This is a genomic window from Synechococcus sp. H60.3, from assembly GCF_047462295.1.
In the GTDB taxonomy this organism is placed as follows: domain Bacteria; phylum Cyanobacteriota; class Cyanobacteriia; order Thermostichales; family Thermostichaceae; genus Thermostichus.
This window is the reverse complement of sequence record NZ_JANSIY010000002.1, coordinates 49,868-67,337: the sequence shown is the minus strand read 5'-3', so window position 1 is coordinate 67,337 and position 17,470 is coordinate 49,868. Positions and strand designations below refer to the sequence as shown.

Sequence of the window (17,470 nt, the reverse complement as noted above, 5' to 3'; positions counted from 1 at the left end):
GCAGTTGTAGACCTTGTTGGACTGCTGGCAGAGGTACTCCAGTAGGGCTACTGGCTTCCTGTCCTGAATCAGAACCTGTTGACAGCCGTAGTCCATGGTTGCTGAGTGGTGAGCCAAAACTAGAGTAACGACCCGCATCGTTGGTGAGCCGCTAAAGCTGCTCGAAGGCTTTTCCGCCCCGCCCTACTCGCGTCAGCGGCGCGGAGCGCTGAGTACAGGGCTACCCAGCTACTCTGCTGTGTGCATCTGGGATGCGAGTCGGCTTCAGGAGAAGCCCTGCTGCCGCTTGCGGCTGTCCCGGCGGATCCCCTTGAGCTTCCTGGCACAGCCGACCTTAAAGACAGCAGAGGCCGGCCAGCCACCCATCAACTTACCTTGAAATGAGTAGACAGCTCTGGTAAGCTCGAGGCGGGATTTTGCCTGATTGTCAAGGTTGGGATCCCTCCTAACGAGTCCAGGAGAAACCGACATGGCGGCACGGGTAGGTATCAACGGTTTTGGCCGCATTGGGCGTTTGGTGCTGCGGGCGGCTTGGGGTTGGCCGGAGCTGGAGTTTGCCCACATCAACGAGATTAAAGGTGGGCCTGCCACTGCGGCTCACCTGCTCAAGTTCGACTCGGTGCAGGGCCGCTGGAACATCGACATCGAGGCCTCTGAGCAACGGCTGCGCATCCAAGACAAAACCCTTACCTTCAGTGAATTTAAATCTCCTGGCGAAGTGCCCTGGGCCGATTTGGGGATTGACCTGGTGCTGGAGTGCTCGGGCAAATTCGTTAAGGCGGCAGAGCTGGACGCCTACTTCAAGGCGGGGGTGCGCAAGGTCATTGTGGCTGCCCCTGTCCAGGATGAAGAGGCCCTCAACATCGTCATGGGCATCAACGACCACCTCTACGATCCGGCTCGCCACCACCTGCTTACTGCCGCCTCCTGCACCACCAACTGCCTAGCTCCCTTGGTCAAAGTGATCCACGAAGGGATCGGCATCCTGCACGGGGTCATCACCACCGTCCACGACGTCACCAACACCCAAAGTATGGTGGATGCTCCCCACAAAGACCTGCGGCGGGCTCGCTCGGCTCTGCTGTCTTTGGTGCCCACCACCACCGGCTCGGCTAAGGCCATTGGCCTCATCTATCCTGAGCTCAACGGCAAGCTCAACGGCCTTGCGGTGCGCGTGCCCCTGCTGAATGCCTCTTTGACCGACGCCGTGTTCGAAGTGAGGCGGCCCACCACCGTGGAAGAAGTCAATCACCTCTTGAAGACTGCAGCCGAGGGGGAACTCAAGGGCATCCTCGGCTATGAGGAGCTGCCCCTCGTCTCGGTGGATTTCAAGGGGGATCCCCGCTCCAGCATTGTGGATGCGCCCTCGACCATGGTGGTAGATGGCACCCAGGTGAAGATCCTGGCTTGGTACGACAACGAATGGGGCTACGCCAACCGCATGGCGGAATTGGCCCGCAAAGTGGCTCTCAGTTTATAGAAGCATCCCCCCTTGGAGACCTGCCCATGACTTCTGTCTCAAGTGCCCAAGCTGCCGCTGTGCGCAACTATGCCCTGGTAACCGCCGCCTACTGGGGATTTACCATCACTGACGGCGCCATCCGCATGTTGGTGCTGCTCCACTTCCACAAGTTGGGCTTCACCCCCATTCAAATTGCCATGTTGTTCCTCTTCTACGAGATCTTCGGGGTGATCACCAACTTCCTGGGCGGTTGGATTGGCTCCCTGTTTGGCCTGCGGCTTACCCTCTACGGAGGCATTGCCATCCAGATCTTCGGCCTGGTGATGCTGGGGGTGATCAACCTGCAGTGGCCGGTCTGGGGCCAGGTGGCCTATGTGATGACGGCCCAGGCCCTAGCCGGGATCGCCAAGGATCTCACCAAGATGAGCTCCAAAAGCGCTATCCGTCTGGTGGTGCCCAAGGAGGCCGAATCCCGCCTCTTCCGCTGGGTGGCCATGCTGACGGGATCCAAAAACGCCCTCAAGGGGGCGGGGTTCTTTGTGGGGGCGGCCCTGCTGCAGATCTTCACCGAGATCTACGGGGATCCCCTGGGCTTCCGCATGGCCAATTTTGTCCAGGCGGGGGCGCTGGCTTTGATCTTCTCTTCGGGGGTGCTACTGCCGGCGGATATGGGCAAGGTTAAGGCGAAGATCCCCTTCAAGCGGCTGTTTTCCAAAAGCCGTGAGATTAACCTCCTCTCAGCAGCCCGCTTTTTCCTGTTTGGGTCGCGGGATGTGTGGTTTGTGGTGGCCCTGCCGGTGTTTCTCTACGACGAGCTGGGCTGGAGCTTTATGCAGGTGGGCAGCTACATGGCCATCTGGGTCATTGGCTATGGGATCATCCAGTTCCTAGCACCCCAACTCCTGGGAGGAGGTCGCCCGGGTCGCGCCCCCAAGGCCCGAACCATCCAAATCTGGACATTTACCTTGACAGCAGTGCCGGCAATCATTGCCACCGCCTTTATGGCCGGCCTGCCGCCGGAATGGGTAGTTACTGGTGGCCTTATCCTCTTTGGGATTGTCTTTGCCTTCAACTCGGCGGTGCACTCCTACCTGGTGTTGGCCTACACGGAAGATGACGATGTTGCCCTCAACGTGGGCTTTTACTACATGGCCAATTCCGGTGGCCGCCTGCTGGGGACGGTAACCTCCGGGATCCTCTTCCAGCTCTACGGCTTGGAGGGCTGCCTCTGGTTTTCCACCCTGTTGATTTTGATGGCAGGGCTGTTCTCACTGAAATTGCCGGATCCCAGCAAAACTCCGGTCGAGTGGGTGGTTAAGCCGGGGGATTGAGGCTTGCCGAAAGGGGGATCCCTCACTCAAGCAGGGCTAGGTTATCCCGATGGACGGCGGTATCCACCCCTTCGTAGCCCAAGATGTAGGGGATCTCGGCAGTTTTTTTGCCCTTGATGCGCCGCAGTTCCTCGGCGCTGTAGTTGACTAGGCCCCTGCCTACCTCGCGTCCGCTGGGATCACACAGGCGCACGGCAGCTCCTGCCTCAAAGTCGCCGGAAACCTCTACGATCCCTGCCGGCAGCAGGGATCGCCCTTGCTCACAGACTGCCCGCACTGCCCCCTCGTCCAGGGTGAGGGATCCCTCGGGGATAAGGCCGTAGGCAATCCACCGCTTGCGGGCGCTAACAGGCTGGGGAGCTGGCTCGAAGCGGGTGCCAATGGGCTCGCCAGCCAAGATGGCCGGGATCTGGTCGGGCCGCTTGCCGTTGGTGATTACCACCGTCACGCCAGCAGAGGTGGCAATTTGAGCGGCAGTAAGCTTGGTGGCCATGCCGCCCGTGCCCCAGCCACTTTTGCCTTGGGCTTCCGCCTTGACCCGTAAAGGCATCCCGTGCTCCACCCGCTCGATGGGCTCGGCGGAGGGATCCCGGTGGGGATCGGCTGAATAGAGCCTGTCTACGTCGGTGAGGAGGATTAGCCACTTGGCCTGTACCATGCTGGCTACCAAAGCTGAGAGGGAGTCGTTGTCGCCAAACTTCAGCTCCTCCACCGCCACTGTATCGTTTTCATTAACAATGGGGATAACTCCCATCTGCAGCAGTTGGGTAAAGGTGCGATTGGCGTTCACGTAGCGGCTGCGCTCCACGAAGTCGCCGCGGGTAAGCAGCACCTGAGCAATGGGTTGGTTGAGGGCAGAGAAGAGATCATCGTACAGGCGGATCAGCCGCCCCTGGCCCACCGCCGCCACCGCCTGTTTTTCTGCAATCGCTGCTGGCCGTTGGCGCAAGCCCAGGCGGGCACAGCCCACTCCCACCGCTCCGGAGGAGACCAGGATTACCGCATAGCCCTGGCTGCGCAGCCGCGTCAGCACCTCCACCAGCGGCCCCAGCACAGAAAGGCGCAGCGAGCCCGTCTGCATGTCTGTCAAGCTGGAGGTGCCGATCTTCACCACCACTGTTCCCTCTGTTGCTGCCATCTTCTTGTTCGATCCACTTGCTCGACCTAGCCAGGGTTCGCCATCCGTATCCCACCATAGCGGAACCAGGGCCCTTGCTTGCCCTCGGAGTCGCTGCAGGGGACAATAGGAGAAGGAATAAGTCTGTCTCAAGGTCTCTCTTTCTCTGGCTGTGAATCCTGTTCGTACCCTCTCCGCCACCAAAGCGGCCTTTTTCAGCGCCTACCCTCGCCCGATCAACGCCGCCTACCGGCGGGTGGTGGAGGAGTTGCTGGTGGAGCTGCACCTGACCACCGTCAACAGCGCCTTCGTCTACGATCCCTTTTTTGCCCTAGGTCTGGTTACCCTCTATGACAGGCTGATGGAAGCCTACCACCCCCCAGAGCAGCGCGAGGCCATCTTCAACGCCCTCTGCAAGGCGCTGCACCTGAAGCCGGAGGTGTTGCGCAAGAACGCCCGCGACCTGCTGGAGCTGGTGCGCAGCGGGGATCCTGTCCAGCGATACAACCTGCTCTGTCTCAAGCCAGAGGCGGAGGATGTGGGCGGGCTGAAGGCCATTTTGCAGCGTATGACCCAGTCCCCCTACGCCTACAGCCGGGTTCTGGCGGTTGGTCTCTACACTGCCTACGAAGCGGTGGCTACCTCGCTCTACAAGGAGCCGGAAGAGCGCACCCGCCACTTTCTGGAGGATGTGATCAGCAACTTGCCCTTCTCGCCGGAGCGAGTCAAAAAAGATCTGGAGCTCTACCGCAGCAGCTTGGATCGCCTGAAGCAGGCGCGGGCCATCGTCGAGGAGATGGTTAAAGCAGCCCGGCGCCAACAGGAGCGCCGCCAATCCACCGCCTCACTGCCCGGGACTTCCGTCGCCGATCCCCAAGAGCCCGGCAGCTAAGCCCTCCTAAGCCAAGTACTGGGCCCACCTGTCCACCACCTCAGGCGAGCCGTACCAGCGCCGCCCGCCGCGACCGGAGTGGTGACAGTCGGGAATGGTGAGGTTGATGGCCCCTGCCAGATGGGCAGCCTCGAGGGGGGTGATGCCATCTCCCCACAGCTCCCCCTGGCCGGCGGTAAGCCGGTAGCTGTTGTAGGCCAGCCAAGCCAGGTAATGCTCCTGCCGCCACAGGGATCCCAGGCCCAGGCGGCGCCCTTGAATGGCCTTGCCGGCCACACAGACGTACTTGACCTGCGGCCAGAAGGCCCCTGGGTAGTGGGTGTTAACGAAGTCCAGGTTACGCCTTGTCCAGCGTTCCCGGCTGGTGTGAGGGGATCCCAGGCTAATGAGAGTGGCAACGTGCTCTCGCCCCTGCCACACCTGCCCCCCGTAGGGCACGGATCCCAGGTAGATGCGGGCAATCCAGCCGCCAGCGGAGTGGGCCACCAAGTTAACCTGGTCAACTGCAAACTCGGCCTGGGTGCGTTGGATAGTGGCCTGGAGGGCCCGCAAGATGGGGGTGACGGGCCTTCCCCCCAGCGTGGGAAACCAACTGTACACCTGCAAGGGCACCACCCGGGCCGCATAGCCGCGGGCCTCCAGCTCCTGACGCAAAGGCTCGTACTCTGAGGCACCTGCCAAGTAGCCGGGCAAGATCACCGTGGGCAGAGCAGCCATGGGCTAGCGCGGGTACCAAAACATGCCCTTGATCCCCTCCGGGTCAGGTGTAAAGCCCAGCCGCTCGTAGAAGCTGACCACCCCCTGGTCGGCGAAAAGGGTGATGTTGCTGATGTCCTGGGCGCGCAACTCCTGGATTACCTTTTCCATCAGCCGCTTCCCCAGCCCTCGGCCCTGAAACTCAGGATGCACCACTACATCCCAGATGGTGGCATTGAAGGCATGGTCAGAGGTGGCGCGGGCAAAGCCGATGAGGCGACGGTAGCTGCCCCGCTGCTGCCACATCGACACCACCAAAAAACTATGTTGCAGGGCTTTCCTAACCTTGTGGATAGGGCGACGCGACCACCCTACTGCATCGCAAAGTTCCTCCAGCTCATACAGATCCAGGTTGGGATCCAGGCTAAAGACAATGGTTTCTCCTCCCACCGCCACTGTCTCCTGGCGAGGAGGGGGTGTGGCCGTTTGTGTTGACGCTTTGGTGGCAGCGGTCCCTGCTGAGCCAAACAGGCCTTTCCAAAAACTCATTGGAATTGCAGTGGGGCAAAAGCCCACTTTTGTGAGCATGTCCTCAGTATAGCTAGGATTGGCGGCAGAAGCGGCCCGTCTGCTCAGCGGCTGCCGTGCCGGCTTGGAAGAGACCCATAGGGAGACTTATAATCCAGTCTGGCCAGCGAGAACGTCCTATGGCTCTCCCCGGCACCGGCACCCTCGTCAACGCCCTTGCCATCCTCTTGGGCAGTGGCCTTGGCTGGGTGCTGGGCCGCCGTTTGCCAGAGCGCATGAGCCAAACCCTGCTACAAGCTATGGGATCCCTGGTGTTGGTCTTGGGGATCCAGATGGCCCTTACCCTCAGCAGCGCTGCCCAAGCGGTAACGGTTTTGCTGGCCCTGATCGGGGGGGCTTTGCTGGGGGAGGGGATCGACCTCGAGGCTGCCTTTGAGCGGCTGGGACAGGCCCTGGAAAAGCAGATCAGTCGCTGGCTAGGCCCCAGCCCTATTGCTCGCGCCTTTGTGACCACCACCCTCCTGTTTGTGGTCGGCCCCATGACCCTGCTGGGCGCCATTGAGGATGGCTTGGGGGATCCCTCGCTGCTTTTGGTCAAAGCCGCCTTGGATGGCATTGCCACCCTAGCTTTTACCGCCAGCCTGGGCTGGGGCACGCTGTTTTCCGCCCTGCCGGTGCTCTTGGTTCAGGGGGGCGTGGCCCTGCTGGCCCACCAACTGCAGCCGCTGTTGCGCCCAGACCTGCTTGCCGCCTTGGAAGCGACCGGGGGGCTCCTCATCCTGGGTATTGGCATTAACCTACTGGGCCTGGCTCGCCTGCGGGTGGCCAACCTGCTGCCGGCTTTGGTAATTGTGGAACTGCTGGTGGGATTTTTCCCCCTCTGGGATCTCAACCTCTAGGGGACTGGTGGGGAAGCTGGGGGCTGGCAGCGGCAAAGGTTACCTTGTTGATCACCCGGGGCAGCAGCCTATCTCGGGGCACCCACCTACAGCTCAACTTTTGCCAAAGCTTCTTCCGGCCCCACCAGGGCAATAGCTGGGTTGACCAGGTAGGTTTTTGCAGCCTGCTGGAGATGGGCAGGGGTAAGCTGCCTCACGCTCTGCAAATACTGCTGGTCGAACTCCATGCCCAACCCCAAAATCTCGTACCAGCCGGCCAGTTGCGCCACTTGGGCGTTGGTCTGTTTGCTAAGGGCATATTGGCCCAAAAGCTTGCGCTGGGCCATCCCCACTTCCTCGCTACTTAGGAGGGTGTCGTGGAGGCGCTGGATCTCTGCTTGCAGGCGCTCCAGCGCCACGGGAGTGTTCTCTGCTGCCGTGCCCAGGTAAGCCACAAAAGGGGCGGGATCCCGACGGGTGGCAAAGAAGGCGGAGACCTCGTAGGCCAAGCCGCCGCGCTCCCGCAGCTCGACAAAAAGACGGCTGGACAGGCCGCTGCCCAGGTAGGTGGCCAGTAGCTTCAGGGCGGGATAATCCGCAGAAGAGGCAGGGGATCCGCGAAAGCCAAGCACGATCGTCGTCTGCTGGGTGGGTTGGGAGAGCTTTAGCAGTTGCGGCTTCTCCAAGGAGGGCAGAGGCAGATTGGGATCGGGGGCAGGGGGGCCAGCGCTCACCCAATCTCCCAGGACAGCTTCCACTTGGGCTGCCATCGTCTCCGGTGGCTCTGGGCCGATTACCGCCATCACCATTCCCTCCGGGCGGCAGTAGGTGCTGTGGTAGGCTAGCAAATCCTCGCGGGTCAGGGATCCCACCGTCTCCAGTCGTCCCAACCCCGGCAGGGCGTAGGGGTGATCCCTATAGAGGGCCTGCCGCACCTGATCCCAGGCCAGGTTAAAGGGCCGTTCCTGCTGGGCGCGAATGGCCTGCAGCATCAGCTCCCGCTCCCGCGCCACCTCCGCCTCGGGAAAGCTGGGATCCCGGAGGATCTCCGCCAGCAACTGCAACAGCTCCGGAAAGTCCTCCGCTACACAGCGCAGGCCAACCTCGAAATGATCAGCAGCGCTGTCTACAGAAAGGGAAGCTCCCAACGATTCCACCCAAGCGGCAATAGCTTGGGAGCTGCGCTGCCGAGTGCCCTTGGTGAGGACAGCGGCCAGCAGGTGGCTCAAGCCCGCCTGCTGCGGTTGCTCTACCCGGCTGCCGCCACGAAAAAAACAGTGGGCGGCCAGGATCTCCACCGTCGGGTTCTGGCCCAACAGCAGCGTGATACCGTTGGCCAGGTGGAGGCGCTGCAGCCGGCCACGCTGGGAGGTGGGCAGGGTGGGGTGCATCACAGCTTGAGGATCACTAGCGGCAGGCCAGTTGGAGCTCCGAAGCCGCGGCAGCATTAGAGGCAGCCGGCTTAAGCAGAGCCACCACGTAAGCCTCAGGAGAGAGGTACTGCTGAGCCAGCTCGCGGATTTGCGCTGGGGTAAACGCTTGCAACAGCTCCAGGTACTCCTGGAGGCGCTCCACCCCGACCAGGGTCTCGTAGTAGCCGTAGAGGCTTGCCAGTTGGCTGGGGGACTCGGCGGAGAAGAGAAGTTCGTGGGTAAGCATGCGCCGAGCGCGCTCCAGCTCCGCTTGGCCGATGCCATCCTGCTGCAACTTCTCGATCTCGTGCAGGAGGGTTGCCTCCACCCGTGGCAAATCCTCTACCTCCAGGTGGGCGCTGATGCAAAAGAGCCCCCCCTCCTTCAGCACCAGCGAAGAGCAGCCGATAGCCCTCACCCAGCCCCGCTGTTCCCGCAGCAGATGCACCAGCCGCGAAGTACGCCCATCCCCCAGCACGGCAGCCAGCAGCTCTAGTCCGCAAACTTGCTCCCAGGCGTCGAGGCTAACTGTGGGCCAGGCCAATTTTAGACGGGCCTGCTCTAGGCGGGCATGGGTGCTCTCGCGGCGCAGGATCCCCTGCGGGTGGGGCTGAGGCGGGATTGGGGGCCTTGTCCAGGCAGGGCCACTGGCGGGGCCGCCAAACTCCTTTTCCACCAGTGCCAGCGTCTGCTCAGGGTCAATGCCTCCCGTCACCACCACTGTCATGTATTCGGGCCGGTACCAGCCGCGGTGGTAGGCGCGCAGCAGCTCTGGGGTCAACCCCATCAGGCTTGCCGGCGTGCCCAGCACTGGTCGCCCATAGGGGTGCTCCTCCCCGTAGGCAGTTTCCATGAGGAGCTGGTAGGTGATGTATCCCAAGTCGTCAGCAGCGCGGCGAATTTCCTCCAAAACCACCTGGCGCTCCCGTTCCACCTCCTCGGGCGGGATCCCAGCCCGTAACACCGCCTCTGCCAGATAGGGCAAAGTCTCCGGCAGATCGGCAGCAGCTACTGTCATGTAGTAGTGGGTGTAATCCTGGCCAGTAGCAGCGTTGGTGATGCCTCCCCGCCCTTCAATAGCGCGATCCAGCTCGCCGGGGGCCAGCCGCTCGCTGCCCTTAAAAACCATGTGCTCGAGAAAGTGGGAGATGCCCAGCCACTGCGGCGGCTCGTTGCGCCCGCCTGTCTGTACCCAGACGTCCACCGTAGCCGAGTCGGCAATGGGAACGGGGTGAAGAATAACGCGCAGCCCGCTGTTTAAGCGATGGGTGTAAGCAGGCAGAAGACGAGGTAGGCGGCTCAAAATTCTTAATCGATAGAGAACAAACTTAATTTTAGCAAGACAACCCCCCGTCCGCGCCTGGAATACTCCAGGGAGGGGTCATTTCTCTAGGTTTTGGAAGGGGTATCCGTTGCTCCTGGCCACGAAAAGCTAGGGGATCCTTCGTCGGCTAGGCTTTCTTCCACTTGGAAGCCCGGGGGCCATTCTTCGCTGTCGCGTAGCCGCTGCACCACCTCCTGGGGCAGGATCACCCCCAGCTCCCGCGCCGCTACCGCTACCACATCGCCGCGGTCGATCAAGCCGGCAATGGCACCGCTGGGGGTGAAGACCAAGACGCGACGGGGTTCCGCCTGGCGCATCATCTGCATCACCTGGAGGACAGGGGTCTCCTCCCGTACCCCCTGCAGTTGCTCCATCGGCTTGAGAATGGCCTTGAGGGTGAGGTGATCCCACTGGCTGCGCTCGATGTCGTTGAGCAGTTCCGGCCTCACCAGGCCCCGGTAGCGGCCGTCCTCCTCGGCAAAGTACACTTCCTGAACTCCCCCTCCTGCCTCTGGCTGGAGGGAAGCGGGAACCAGGTAGCGATCGACAAACTCCCGCAGGCTCATGCCCGCATCCAGGACGCGAAACCGACGGCTCATGACGTCTGCGGCCTTCAGGCGGGCCAACACGCGCTGCAGTTGCGCATACTGCTCATAGCGACGGGCGCTGTTTAAAATGAATAGGCCAATCAGGCCTAGCCAAAGGCCGTTGAGGCTTCCCCAAAATACCACCAGCAGACCTAGGCCTACTAAGCCCCAGCCCACTCCTTGGCCAGCGCGAGCTGCCCAGAGCATGCCCTTTTGCCGATCCCCTGTCCAAGCCCAGATGGCCGCTTTGAGCATCTGCCCCCCATCTAGGGGCAAACCTGGCAGCAGATTAAACAGGGCAATCATTAGGTTGATGGCAGCCAAGCTGGCGAGGGTTGAGACCAGCGGCGATCCTGGCCCCATCCAAGCTCCGGCCACGCTAAAGAGGACAAACAAGCCCAAGCTGAGGAGGGGCCCTGCCAGGGCCACCCAAAAAGCGCCCAGGGGGCGAGGAACTTCCCGTTCGATGGCCGCCATGCCGCCAAAGATAAACAGCGTGATGGAACTCACCCGGACTCCATAGGCGCGGGCTACCAAGCTGTGGGCCAACTCATGGGCCAGCAAGGAGAGAAACAGCCCTAGCGCCGTCACCAGGCCATAGGAGAGCACCAGCAACACAGCCGCTGGAAACCAGGTGTAGTCCAGGAAGAGGGGGATCCCCCACAAACTCCCAATGCGCAGGCGACTGGTCATAGCCCTCAACTCCCTACACAGCTTTTGCCCAGGGGGCACAGTTTCTAAGACAGCAGGCAACCCTTCCGTTGGGGATCCCTTCCTTTCCACTCTAGCCCTTTCCAGGGCTTGGTAACGGATCCCCCGCCTGCCCCCACTTGGGGGAGCTGGGGAAGATAGCCAGAGCCCACGACACCCCCTGCCCCTTGACGATTGTGGTAGCCTAGTTGGGCATTTGGATGGCCGGCGGGTCAGGCAGCTCCTCTGGGACGGCCCTGGCCGGCAAGGAAAATCAAAACAAAAAGCCAGTTTCGTCGGACTCCACGGGCAGCTTTGCAGGAGGGGTGTGGCTATGGTGTCGATTTCGTCCCGCTCAAGCGAACAGAGCAAAGCGGTGCCCTTGCCACAAGGGCAAGCGCCAGATGCTGGGGGCGAGTTCCCAGCAACAGCTCCGACGGCCGCTCCAGTGTTCTACCGCACCTACAGTCGGCGGCGCCCGGATGGCAGCCGCGAGACTTGGAGCGACGTCTGCGATCGCACCCTGGCCGATATTGCCCGCCTAGGACGCTTCACTCCCCAGGAGCGGGAGCTGGTGGAACATCTGCAGCGGCAGTTGAAGGCGTTGATCTCGGGTCGGGCCCTGTGGGTGATGGGCACCGAGTGGATCCAAAAGCCGGAAAACTACTCCGGCGCCTACAACTGCACCAGCCTCACCGTGGTCGACTGGCCCTCCTTTGGCCTGATGATGGATCTGGCCATGATGGGCTGTGGCACAGGGGCGGTGCTGGAGCCCCAGTTCATCAGCCAGTTGCCCCCCATCCTCAACCGCCTACAGGTCCAGGTGGTGGGATCCATCGGCGCCACCCCCCGAGAGCAGCGGCAGGAGCACACCCGCATCCAGCGGCAGGGATCCCGCGTGCACATCCAGGTGGGGGATAGCCGGCGGGGCTGGGTGGAGTCCTACCAGGCGCTGCTGGAGCTGGCGGCGGATCCCAGCTTGGGCGGCGAGGTCCAGGTGACGGTGGACTTGAGCGATGTCCGCCCTGCCGGCGAGCGGCTACAGGGGTTTGGGGGGGTGGCCAACCCCATCAAGCTGCCCGGCCTCTACGAGCGCTGTGCCGCCATCCTCAACAAAGCGGTGGGCAGACAACTGAACTCGGTGGAGTGCTGCCTGCTCATCGACGAGGCGGCGGTGACGATTGTGGCGGGGAACATTCGGCGGTGCTTACCTGAAAACGCCTTGGTGCACACCTCACAAGGTCTGGTGCCCATCAAGGATGTGCAGGTAGGCGATTGGGTTCAGACCCCCCTTGGGTTTCGTCGGGTGGTCAACAAGTTTGACCAAGGGATCCAAGAAGTTTACGAAATAGAGACCAATGCCCTTCCTTTCTTTTCAACTTTGAACCACCGCCATGCGGTTTTGGCAGACGCTCGGGGGAACATCGCATGGAAAAGTACCCACGAGTTAGTCGAAGGGGATCGTCTGCTGCACAACACCCAAGTTCTCCCCGGCACCATTACCCATCTCCCTGAGGACTTTACGGCACCTCGTCCAAGCCAAAGCCCCACCGCAAAGCCCCTGCACATCCCGCCTCTGACGCCAGAGGTGGCCTGGCTCATTGGGTTTACCCAGGGGGGTGGGTATGTTGCGCTGGGGCGCGATCTCCACGGCAAGCCCTACGGTCACCTGGAGTGGAGTGCCAATACCCTGGATCCCGAGCTGCTTTCCCGTCTCCAAGCTAAGCTGGAGCAGGCGCTAGCCGCCTTCGGGCTGACAGCTACCTGCGGCTATGGGCCAGGGGAGAACAGGGCAAAGTTTGTGTGTTCCTGCATCCCGCTGGCGGAGTATTTCGAGCGGCACATTAAGAAACCAAAGCAACCCCTGCAAGTTCCCGACTTTATCCTACGCGGCACCGTTGAGGTACGGTCAGCTTACCTGGCAGGCCTTATCGACAGCGATGGGTCAACCCGTAGTCATCCCCCCCAATTGCTGACAACTGTCCACCGCTCCTTTGCCCTGCAAGTGGGGGCTGTGCTCTCCAGTCTGGGTATTGCAGGCCGACTCCAAATCCTCCCCCCCCAGCAGGAGAACTGGCAGGTTCAATACAGCCTTACCCTACCGGCATTCAAGGCTCGGTACAACGCCTTGGTGGCTCCCTACTCAGCTAAAGGGAAGTTGCCCCAAGGGCTGGAGACGCATGGCTTTACGATTCCGGGCTCCCTGCTGCGGGAAGTATACAGCTACACTGAGATGCGCGGCATGGGCTGCCAAGGAGCTCGGTCGGTCGAAGCCAACTATGAACGATACTTGGCTGAGTCGGGGTTGGATTTGGATATCCCCGTTACAGTTAAGGGCCTAGGCAGCCATGACTGGGTACGAACCTACGACATTGAAGTCGAAGAGGCCCATTGCTTTTACTGCAATGGCTATCTCACCCACAACAGCGCGGGCATGCGCCAATTTGCCGCCGACGACGAGCTGGGATCCAGCGCCAAGGACAACCTCTGGCAGCAGGACGAGCAGGGCAACTGGAGAATTGACCCGGAGCGGGATGCCCTGCGCATGGCCAACCACACGCGCGTGTTCCACCGCAAGCCAACGCGAGAAGAGTGCATTGCGGCGGTGCGCAAGCAGTTTTACTCCGGCGAGGGAGCCATCCAGTGGGCGGGGGAAGCTGTGGCGCGGGCCAATGCCGACCTGCTCGCCACTCCAGAATTGAAACAGACCTTCCTCAACATCTATGCTTCCCAAGGCCCAGAGGAAGCTCGACGCTGGCTAAAACACCACTGGCCAACCCTGCCCGAGGCTGAACTGGAGCACCGGCTGCGGCGGTATGGGTTAAACCCTTGCGGGGAGATCATTGGATGCGACTTCCACTGCAACCTGGCTGAGATCCACCTCAACCGGCTGGATCCCCACAACCGCCAGGAACAAGAGGAGGCCTTCACGGCGGGGGCCCTGACAGCGGCGGCGCTATTGCACCATCGCTTTGTCGAGCCCCGCTTCCAGCGCTCGCGGGAGTGGGATCCCATCGTCGGCGTCTCGTTTACGGGGCTGTTTGACTTTTGCGTCAAAGCCTTTGGGGTGGACTGGCTGCGCTGGTGGCAGGAGGGGAGGCCGGATACGCCCCTGGGGCGGGAGTTTAAGCAGCAGGAGCGGGAATACCTCAGCTTTTGGAAGGAGGTTGTCCACCGCGTGGTCTGGGACTACTGCGACCGCCACGGGTTGCGCCGTCCCAACCGCTGCACCACTGTTCAGCCTGCTGGCACCAAGTCCCTGCTCACCAACGCCTCGCCCGGCTGGCACCCGCCCAAGGCCCAGCGCTACATCCGCCGCATCACCTTTGCCAAAAACGACCCCGTGGCCCTCGCCTGTCTGGACTATGGCTACTCGGTAGTGCCTGCCCAGGCGGACAAGGACGAAAACGGCAACCTGCTCAACGATCCCTTTGATCCCCGCTGTACCGAGTGGCTGGTGGAGCTGCCGGTGGAGGTGGAGTGGGCCAATTTGCCCGGCGCCGAGGAGATTGAGATTGAGCGCTTCTCTGCCCTGGCCCAGTTTGACTTCTACATGCAGGTGCAAAAGTACTACACTACCCACAACACCTCAGCCACCATCGAGCTGCGGGAGGACGAGATCGAGGCGCTGGGATCCCGCATTTACGAGGCCATCCGCGACGACGAGGGGTACATTAGCGCAGCGCTGTTGGCGCGCTTCGACGCTCCCTTCCCCCGCTTGCCCTTTGAGAAAATTGACAAAGCCACCTATGAACGGCTGATGGCTGAAGTCAAGCAAAGACGAAAAACCGACAACTTTTACGAGGCCCTGGCGCGCTACGACCGCAACCTCGCCCTCATGGCAGAGGGGCCGGCAGGGTGTGATGCTCTCGGCTGTCTGATGCCGGAGGCTAGCCCGCAGAGCGAGAACCCGTCCCGTTAGCAGAAGGGGGGATCCCGCCCAAGCTAGGTGCTGTTGCCCCTTCTCCGCTAGCCGGCCCTGGCTACACTGTTCTTGGCTGGGATAGCCGTGCGCGCCTTGGCAACCCCATCGGCAGGGCAGGCGCACTTGGCGCAGTTGGGTTTTCCCTGCCCAAGCGTTTGGTGGCTGGGGGAGTGGGATCTGATGCAGACAGGAGAGCGGCTCCAAAGGAAAGCCTGGGCGAGGGAAATCCGGCGCAGGCTGGGGGGGCTGGTGCTGGCGCTGGTGGTGCTGCTGGGGATCGCCTGTTCTAGCCCCAAGGGCTCTGGGACCTCCCCTCCTGGATTGCTCCCGCCTCTGCCTGAGCCGGGCAGCCAGTCAATCCCTCTGACGGTGCGCACTTTGGGCAACAGCCGCTTTAAGTTGCTGAGCTTGAGGGTGGAAGTGGCAGGGGGGGAGGCCGAGGTGTTACTGGACACCGGCTCGGCAGGGCTGCGCATCTTATCGTCAGCAGCAGGCCGCCTTGGCCTGGAGCGGACAGGGATCCCTTCCACAGTAACCTTTGCCGATGGCACACAATTTATCGGAGTCCTGGCCCGCGCTCCCTTTGGCTTGGGCGGGATCCAAAGTCAAGAGCCGGTAACGATTCAGTTGATTGACCAAATTACCTGTGTGGAGGGTCTGGTGGCCACCTGCTCCGACAACCTATTTGGACCAGGGCGGCCCTTTACTGGGATCCTTGGCACCTCCCTAGACGAGCGCAGCCCCGATGCCAACTTGTTTAGCCCCCTTCCTCGCCTGCCGGGCAATTTGGGTTCTGGGTACATCCTCCAAACAGGTGGGTTCGACTCTGTGCAAGGCCTTTTCACCCTCGGCCTGACGGAGGCCAACACCGCTGGTTTCAACTTCCGGCAACTGCCTCAGGTGGGAAGCTTTCCCAATGGCACGCCCATCTGGCGGGATGAAGCCCTGCAGGTGGCCTACAGCATCAGCAATACCTCTATTCAAAATGTCCTCAGTCCCACCCTATTTGACAGCGGCGCCTCCGACATCTTCCTCAACGTTCGCCTGTTGGGATCCCCTCCCTTTCCCACCTCAACCCTGCCCCCCGGGTCGGAATGGCGCGCCGTCCTGGAGGGGGCATTTGACTACCGCATTCGGGTGGGCTTTCCGGTAACGCCCAGCCGGGATCGGATCTTTGTGAACGGCAACCAGAGAGTGCAACTGTTGGGCATGCCCCTGTTTTTCAACGCCGACGTTGCTTTCGATATTGAACGCGGTCGGATTGGCTTTCGCCTACGTTGAGATCAAGGCCTTGAGTTGAATTGTGGAGGAAACCAATGTTTGCCCAGGAGGGGGTCCCTGCACGTAGAAGGCCACACTGCTGGCTCTGGCTTTGGGTTCTGCTGCTGTTGGGTTGGCTGGGATTGGGCGGGCCGGCTTGGTCCATTAGTTTGGGGGATCCCTTGCCGGAGTGGGCTAAGTCTATGCAGGTAGGGCGGCAGCGGCTACGCGGCGTGGAGCACTACCAAGGCCAAGAGCAGATCCGGGCCTACGGCAACCAGGCGGGGCGGGTGTTTTGGATTCAAATCGAAAGCAGTGCCGACCTGCCGCCGGATCCCCGGCAGTACCTGGGGGAGTACCAGGCGTTTCCAGCCGAGGTCATCCAGGTGGTGCCCCTGCGGGCGCAGCGGTTGCGCTTCCGCCAAGGAAATCGCAGCGCTGAATGGCAAGTGGTGGGCATGAGCGGCCACTTTGAAGCTGAGGCGTTTAGCTATGACCTGGCCCCACCGGAGCTGTTTCGTCCTTGAGCTGGGGATCTTAACGAGGGGCTAGGGCTTATCCTGGAAAGATGACGAAGAATCCACCAATGAGCCTGCTTCACCAGAACCAGTCAGTTGAAGTTATACTCAATCGCTTCTTTGTTAAGGAGCTAGCTCAGGAAGACCTCACCTTTTATGAGTACGCCTGTAGGCCAAACCCACTTCCGGAGCCAGGAGAAGAGCAGAAAGCTATTGCTAGGGTTTGCAATCGGCTGGGTGTAATAGCCGTTCGTTTGGGGAGTCGCATTATCACACGGGAAAGAGTCTCGCCCAGCCAGCTCAAAACACCAGAATGGGAGTTAGAAGAGTGTGGGCTTAGGGTTCTAACCTGTGCCAATCCTCAAGAAAGAAGCGCCCTCGAAAGCTTTGAGCGCAAGGGGATAGAGTCGCGCCTTAGATCTCTGTACACCAAAACTGCAGTTGAATCGATAGGAGGAGGCCTGCTCTGGTGGATCACTGCTCAGGAAGGGGTAGAACTTTCCGGGGATGGCTGGGAAATCCACAGAGCAAGAAGAATAGATGTTGCTGTTGAACCAGATGGAAAGCTTTACTTAGAAGTCGATATTCATCACCGCCTCTACACGCCGTGGACTTTGCATGAATGGCTGGAAAACTATCCAGATATCCCAATCAAGTGGGTTCGGAATACATATGGTAAACGCGAGACTTGGGAATATCTGGGTATTTTTTCCAATCAGTCGCCGCGAGAGATTCAGTTGCCAGAGCTGAAGATTAGTCTGGCGGAGTATCATTTGCAGAAGTACAATGCACCTAGAGAGGACGTGGAAAGCTCTTGGGTAGTCGAAGTAGCTTCAAAGCAAAGGTGTTT

Annotated in this window: 14 protein-coding genes; 8 read left to right on the top strand and 6 right to left on the bottom strand. The window is 61.0% G+C overall.

The genetic code is table 11. The features are described from left to right. The first annotated feature begins 469 nt into the window (after nucleotides 1–469). Nucleotides 470–1,480, top strand: a complete 1,011-nt coding sequence (locus NW841_RS00665) for an ArsJ-associated glyceraldehyde-3-phosphate dehydrogenase (RefSeq protein WP_414363996.1) — start codon at nucleotides 470–472, stop codon at nucleotides 1,478–1,480. A 26-nt stretch (nucleotides 1,481–1,506) separates the two neighbouring features. Next, the gene (gene arsJ / locus NW841_RS00660) at nucleotides 1,507–2,793 is read left to right on the top strand and encodes an organoarsenical effux MFS transporter ArsJ (protein ID WP_414363995.1); all 1,287 of its coding nucleotides are present in this window, start codon (nucleotides 1,507–1,509) and stop codon (nucleotides 2,791–2,793) included. A gap of 22 nt (nucleotides 2,794–2,815) precedes the next feature. Here arsJ and proB read toward each other — a convergent pair whose 3' ends face one another. Further along, entirely contained in the window at nucleotides 2,816–3,931 is a 1,116-nt protein-coding gene (gene proB / locus NW841_RS00655; RefSeq protein WP_414372314.1) for a glutamate 5-kinase, read from the bottom strand. A 151-nt stretch (nucleotides 3,932–4,082) separates the two neighbouring features. Between proB and psb29 the strand changes: the two genes are divergently transcribed. Beyond that, a complete protein-coding gene (gene psb29 / locus NW841_RS00650) occupies nucleotides 4,083–4,802 on the top strand; it encodes a photosystem II biogenesis protein Psp29 (RefSeq protein ID WP_414363993.1) in 720 nt (239 codons plus the stop codon). Nucleotides 4,803–4,808: 6 nt separating this feature from the next. Here the strand turns inward: psb29 and NW841_RS00645 are convergent, their stop codons facing one another. After that, complete coding sequence (locus NW841_RS00645; RefSeq protein ID WP_414363992.1) at nucleotides 4,809–5,519, bottom strand: esterase/lipase family protein; 711 nt, start codon at nucleotides 5,517–5,519, stop codon at nucleotides 4,809–4,811. A 3-nt stretch (nucleotides 5,520–5,522) separates the two neighbouring features. Then, on the bottom strand, nucleotides 5,523–6,047 hold the full coding sequence (locus NW841_RS00640; RefSeq protein ID WP_414364013.1) for a GNAT family N-acetyltransferase: 525 nt from the start codon (nucleotides 6,045–6,047) through the stop codon (nucleotides 5,523–5,525). Nucleotides 6,048–6,205: 158 nt separating this feature from the next. On the opposite strand from NW841_RS00640, the gene NW841_RS00635 reads away from it, so the two are divergent. Beyond that, complete coding sequence (locus NW841_RS00635; protein WP_414384940.1) at nucleotides 6,206–6,925, top strand: DUF554 domain-containing protein; 720 nt, start codon at nucleotides 6,206–6,208, stop codon at nucleotides 6,923–6,925. Nucleotides 6,926–7,011: 86 nt separating this feature from the next. Here the strand turns inward: NW841_RS00635 and NW841_RS00630 are convergent, their stop codons facing one another. From NW841_RS00630 to NW841_RS00620, 3 genes are all read right to left on the bottom strand, one after another. Beyond that, nucleotides 7,012–8,295 carry a M16 family metallopeptidase gene (locus tag NW841_RS00630; protein ID WP_414384942.1) on the bottom strand — a complete coding sequence of 428 codons (1,284 nt, stop codon included), beginning with the start codon at nucleotides 8,293–8,295 and terminating at the stop codon, nucleotides 7,012–7,014. 16 nt (nucleotides 8,296–8,311) lie between these two features. Further along, nucleotides 8,312–9,619: a M16 family metallopeptidase gene (locus NW841_RS00625; RefSeq protein ID WP_414384939.1), complete on the bottom strand. Its 1,308-nt coding sequence runs from the start codon at nucleotides 9,617–9,619 to the stop codon at nucleotides 8,312–8,314. Between the two features lie 86 nt (nucleotides 9,620–9,705). Continuing rightward, nucleotides 9,706–10,920, bottom strand: coding sequence for a site-2 protease family protein (locus NW841_RS00620; protein WP_414363988.1), 1,215 nt, complete (start codon nucleotides 10,918–10,920; stop codon nucleotides 9,706–9,708). A gap of 331 nt (nucleotides 10,921–11,251) precedes the next feature. Between NW841_RS00620 and nrdJ the strand changes: the two genes are divergently transcribed. The 4 genes from nrdJ to NW841_RS00600 form a co-directional block, all read left to right on the top strand. Beyond that, nucleotides 11,252–14,839, top strand: coding sequence for a ribonucleoside-triphosphate reductase, adenosylcobalamin-dependent (nrdJ, locus tag NW841_RS00615; protein WP_414384938.1), 3,588 nt, complete (start codon nucleotides 11,252–11,254; stop codon nucleotides 14,837–14,839). 183 nt (nucleotides 14,840–15,022) lie between these two features. After that, on the top strand, nucleotides 15,023–16,123 hold the full coding sequence (locus NW841_RS00610) for a hypothetical protein (RefSeq protein ID WP_414384937.1): 1,101 nt from the start codon (nucleotides 15,023–15,025) through the stop codon (nucleotides 16,121–16,123). A 107-nt stretch (nucleotides 16,124–16,230) separates the two neighbouring features. After that, on the top strand, nucleotides 16,231–16,629 hold the full coding sequence (locus NW841_RS00605; RefSeq protein ID WP_414384936.1) for a hypothetical protein: 399 nt from the start codon (nucleotides 16,231–16,233) through the stop codon (nucleotides 16,627–16,629). Nucleotides 16,630–16,670: 41 nt separating this feature from the next. Further along, nucleotides 16,671–17,470 (top strand): argonaute PAZ domain-containing protein (locus NW841_RS00600; RefSeq protein WP_414384935.1); only part of this gene is annotated, 800 nt, incomplete at its 3' end.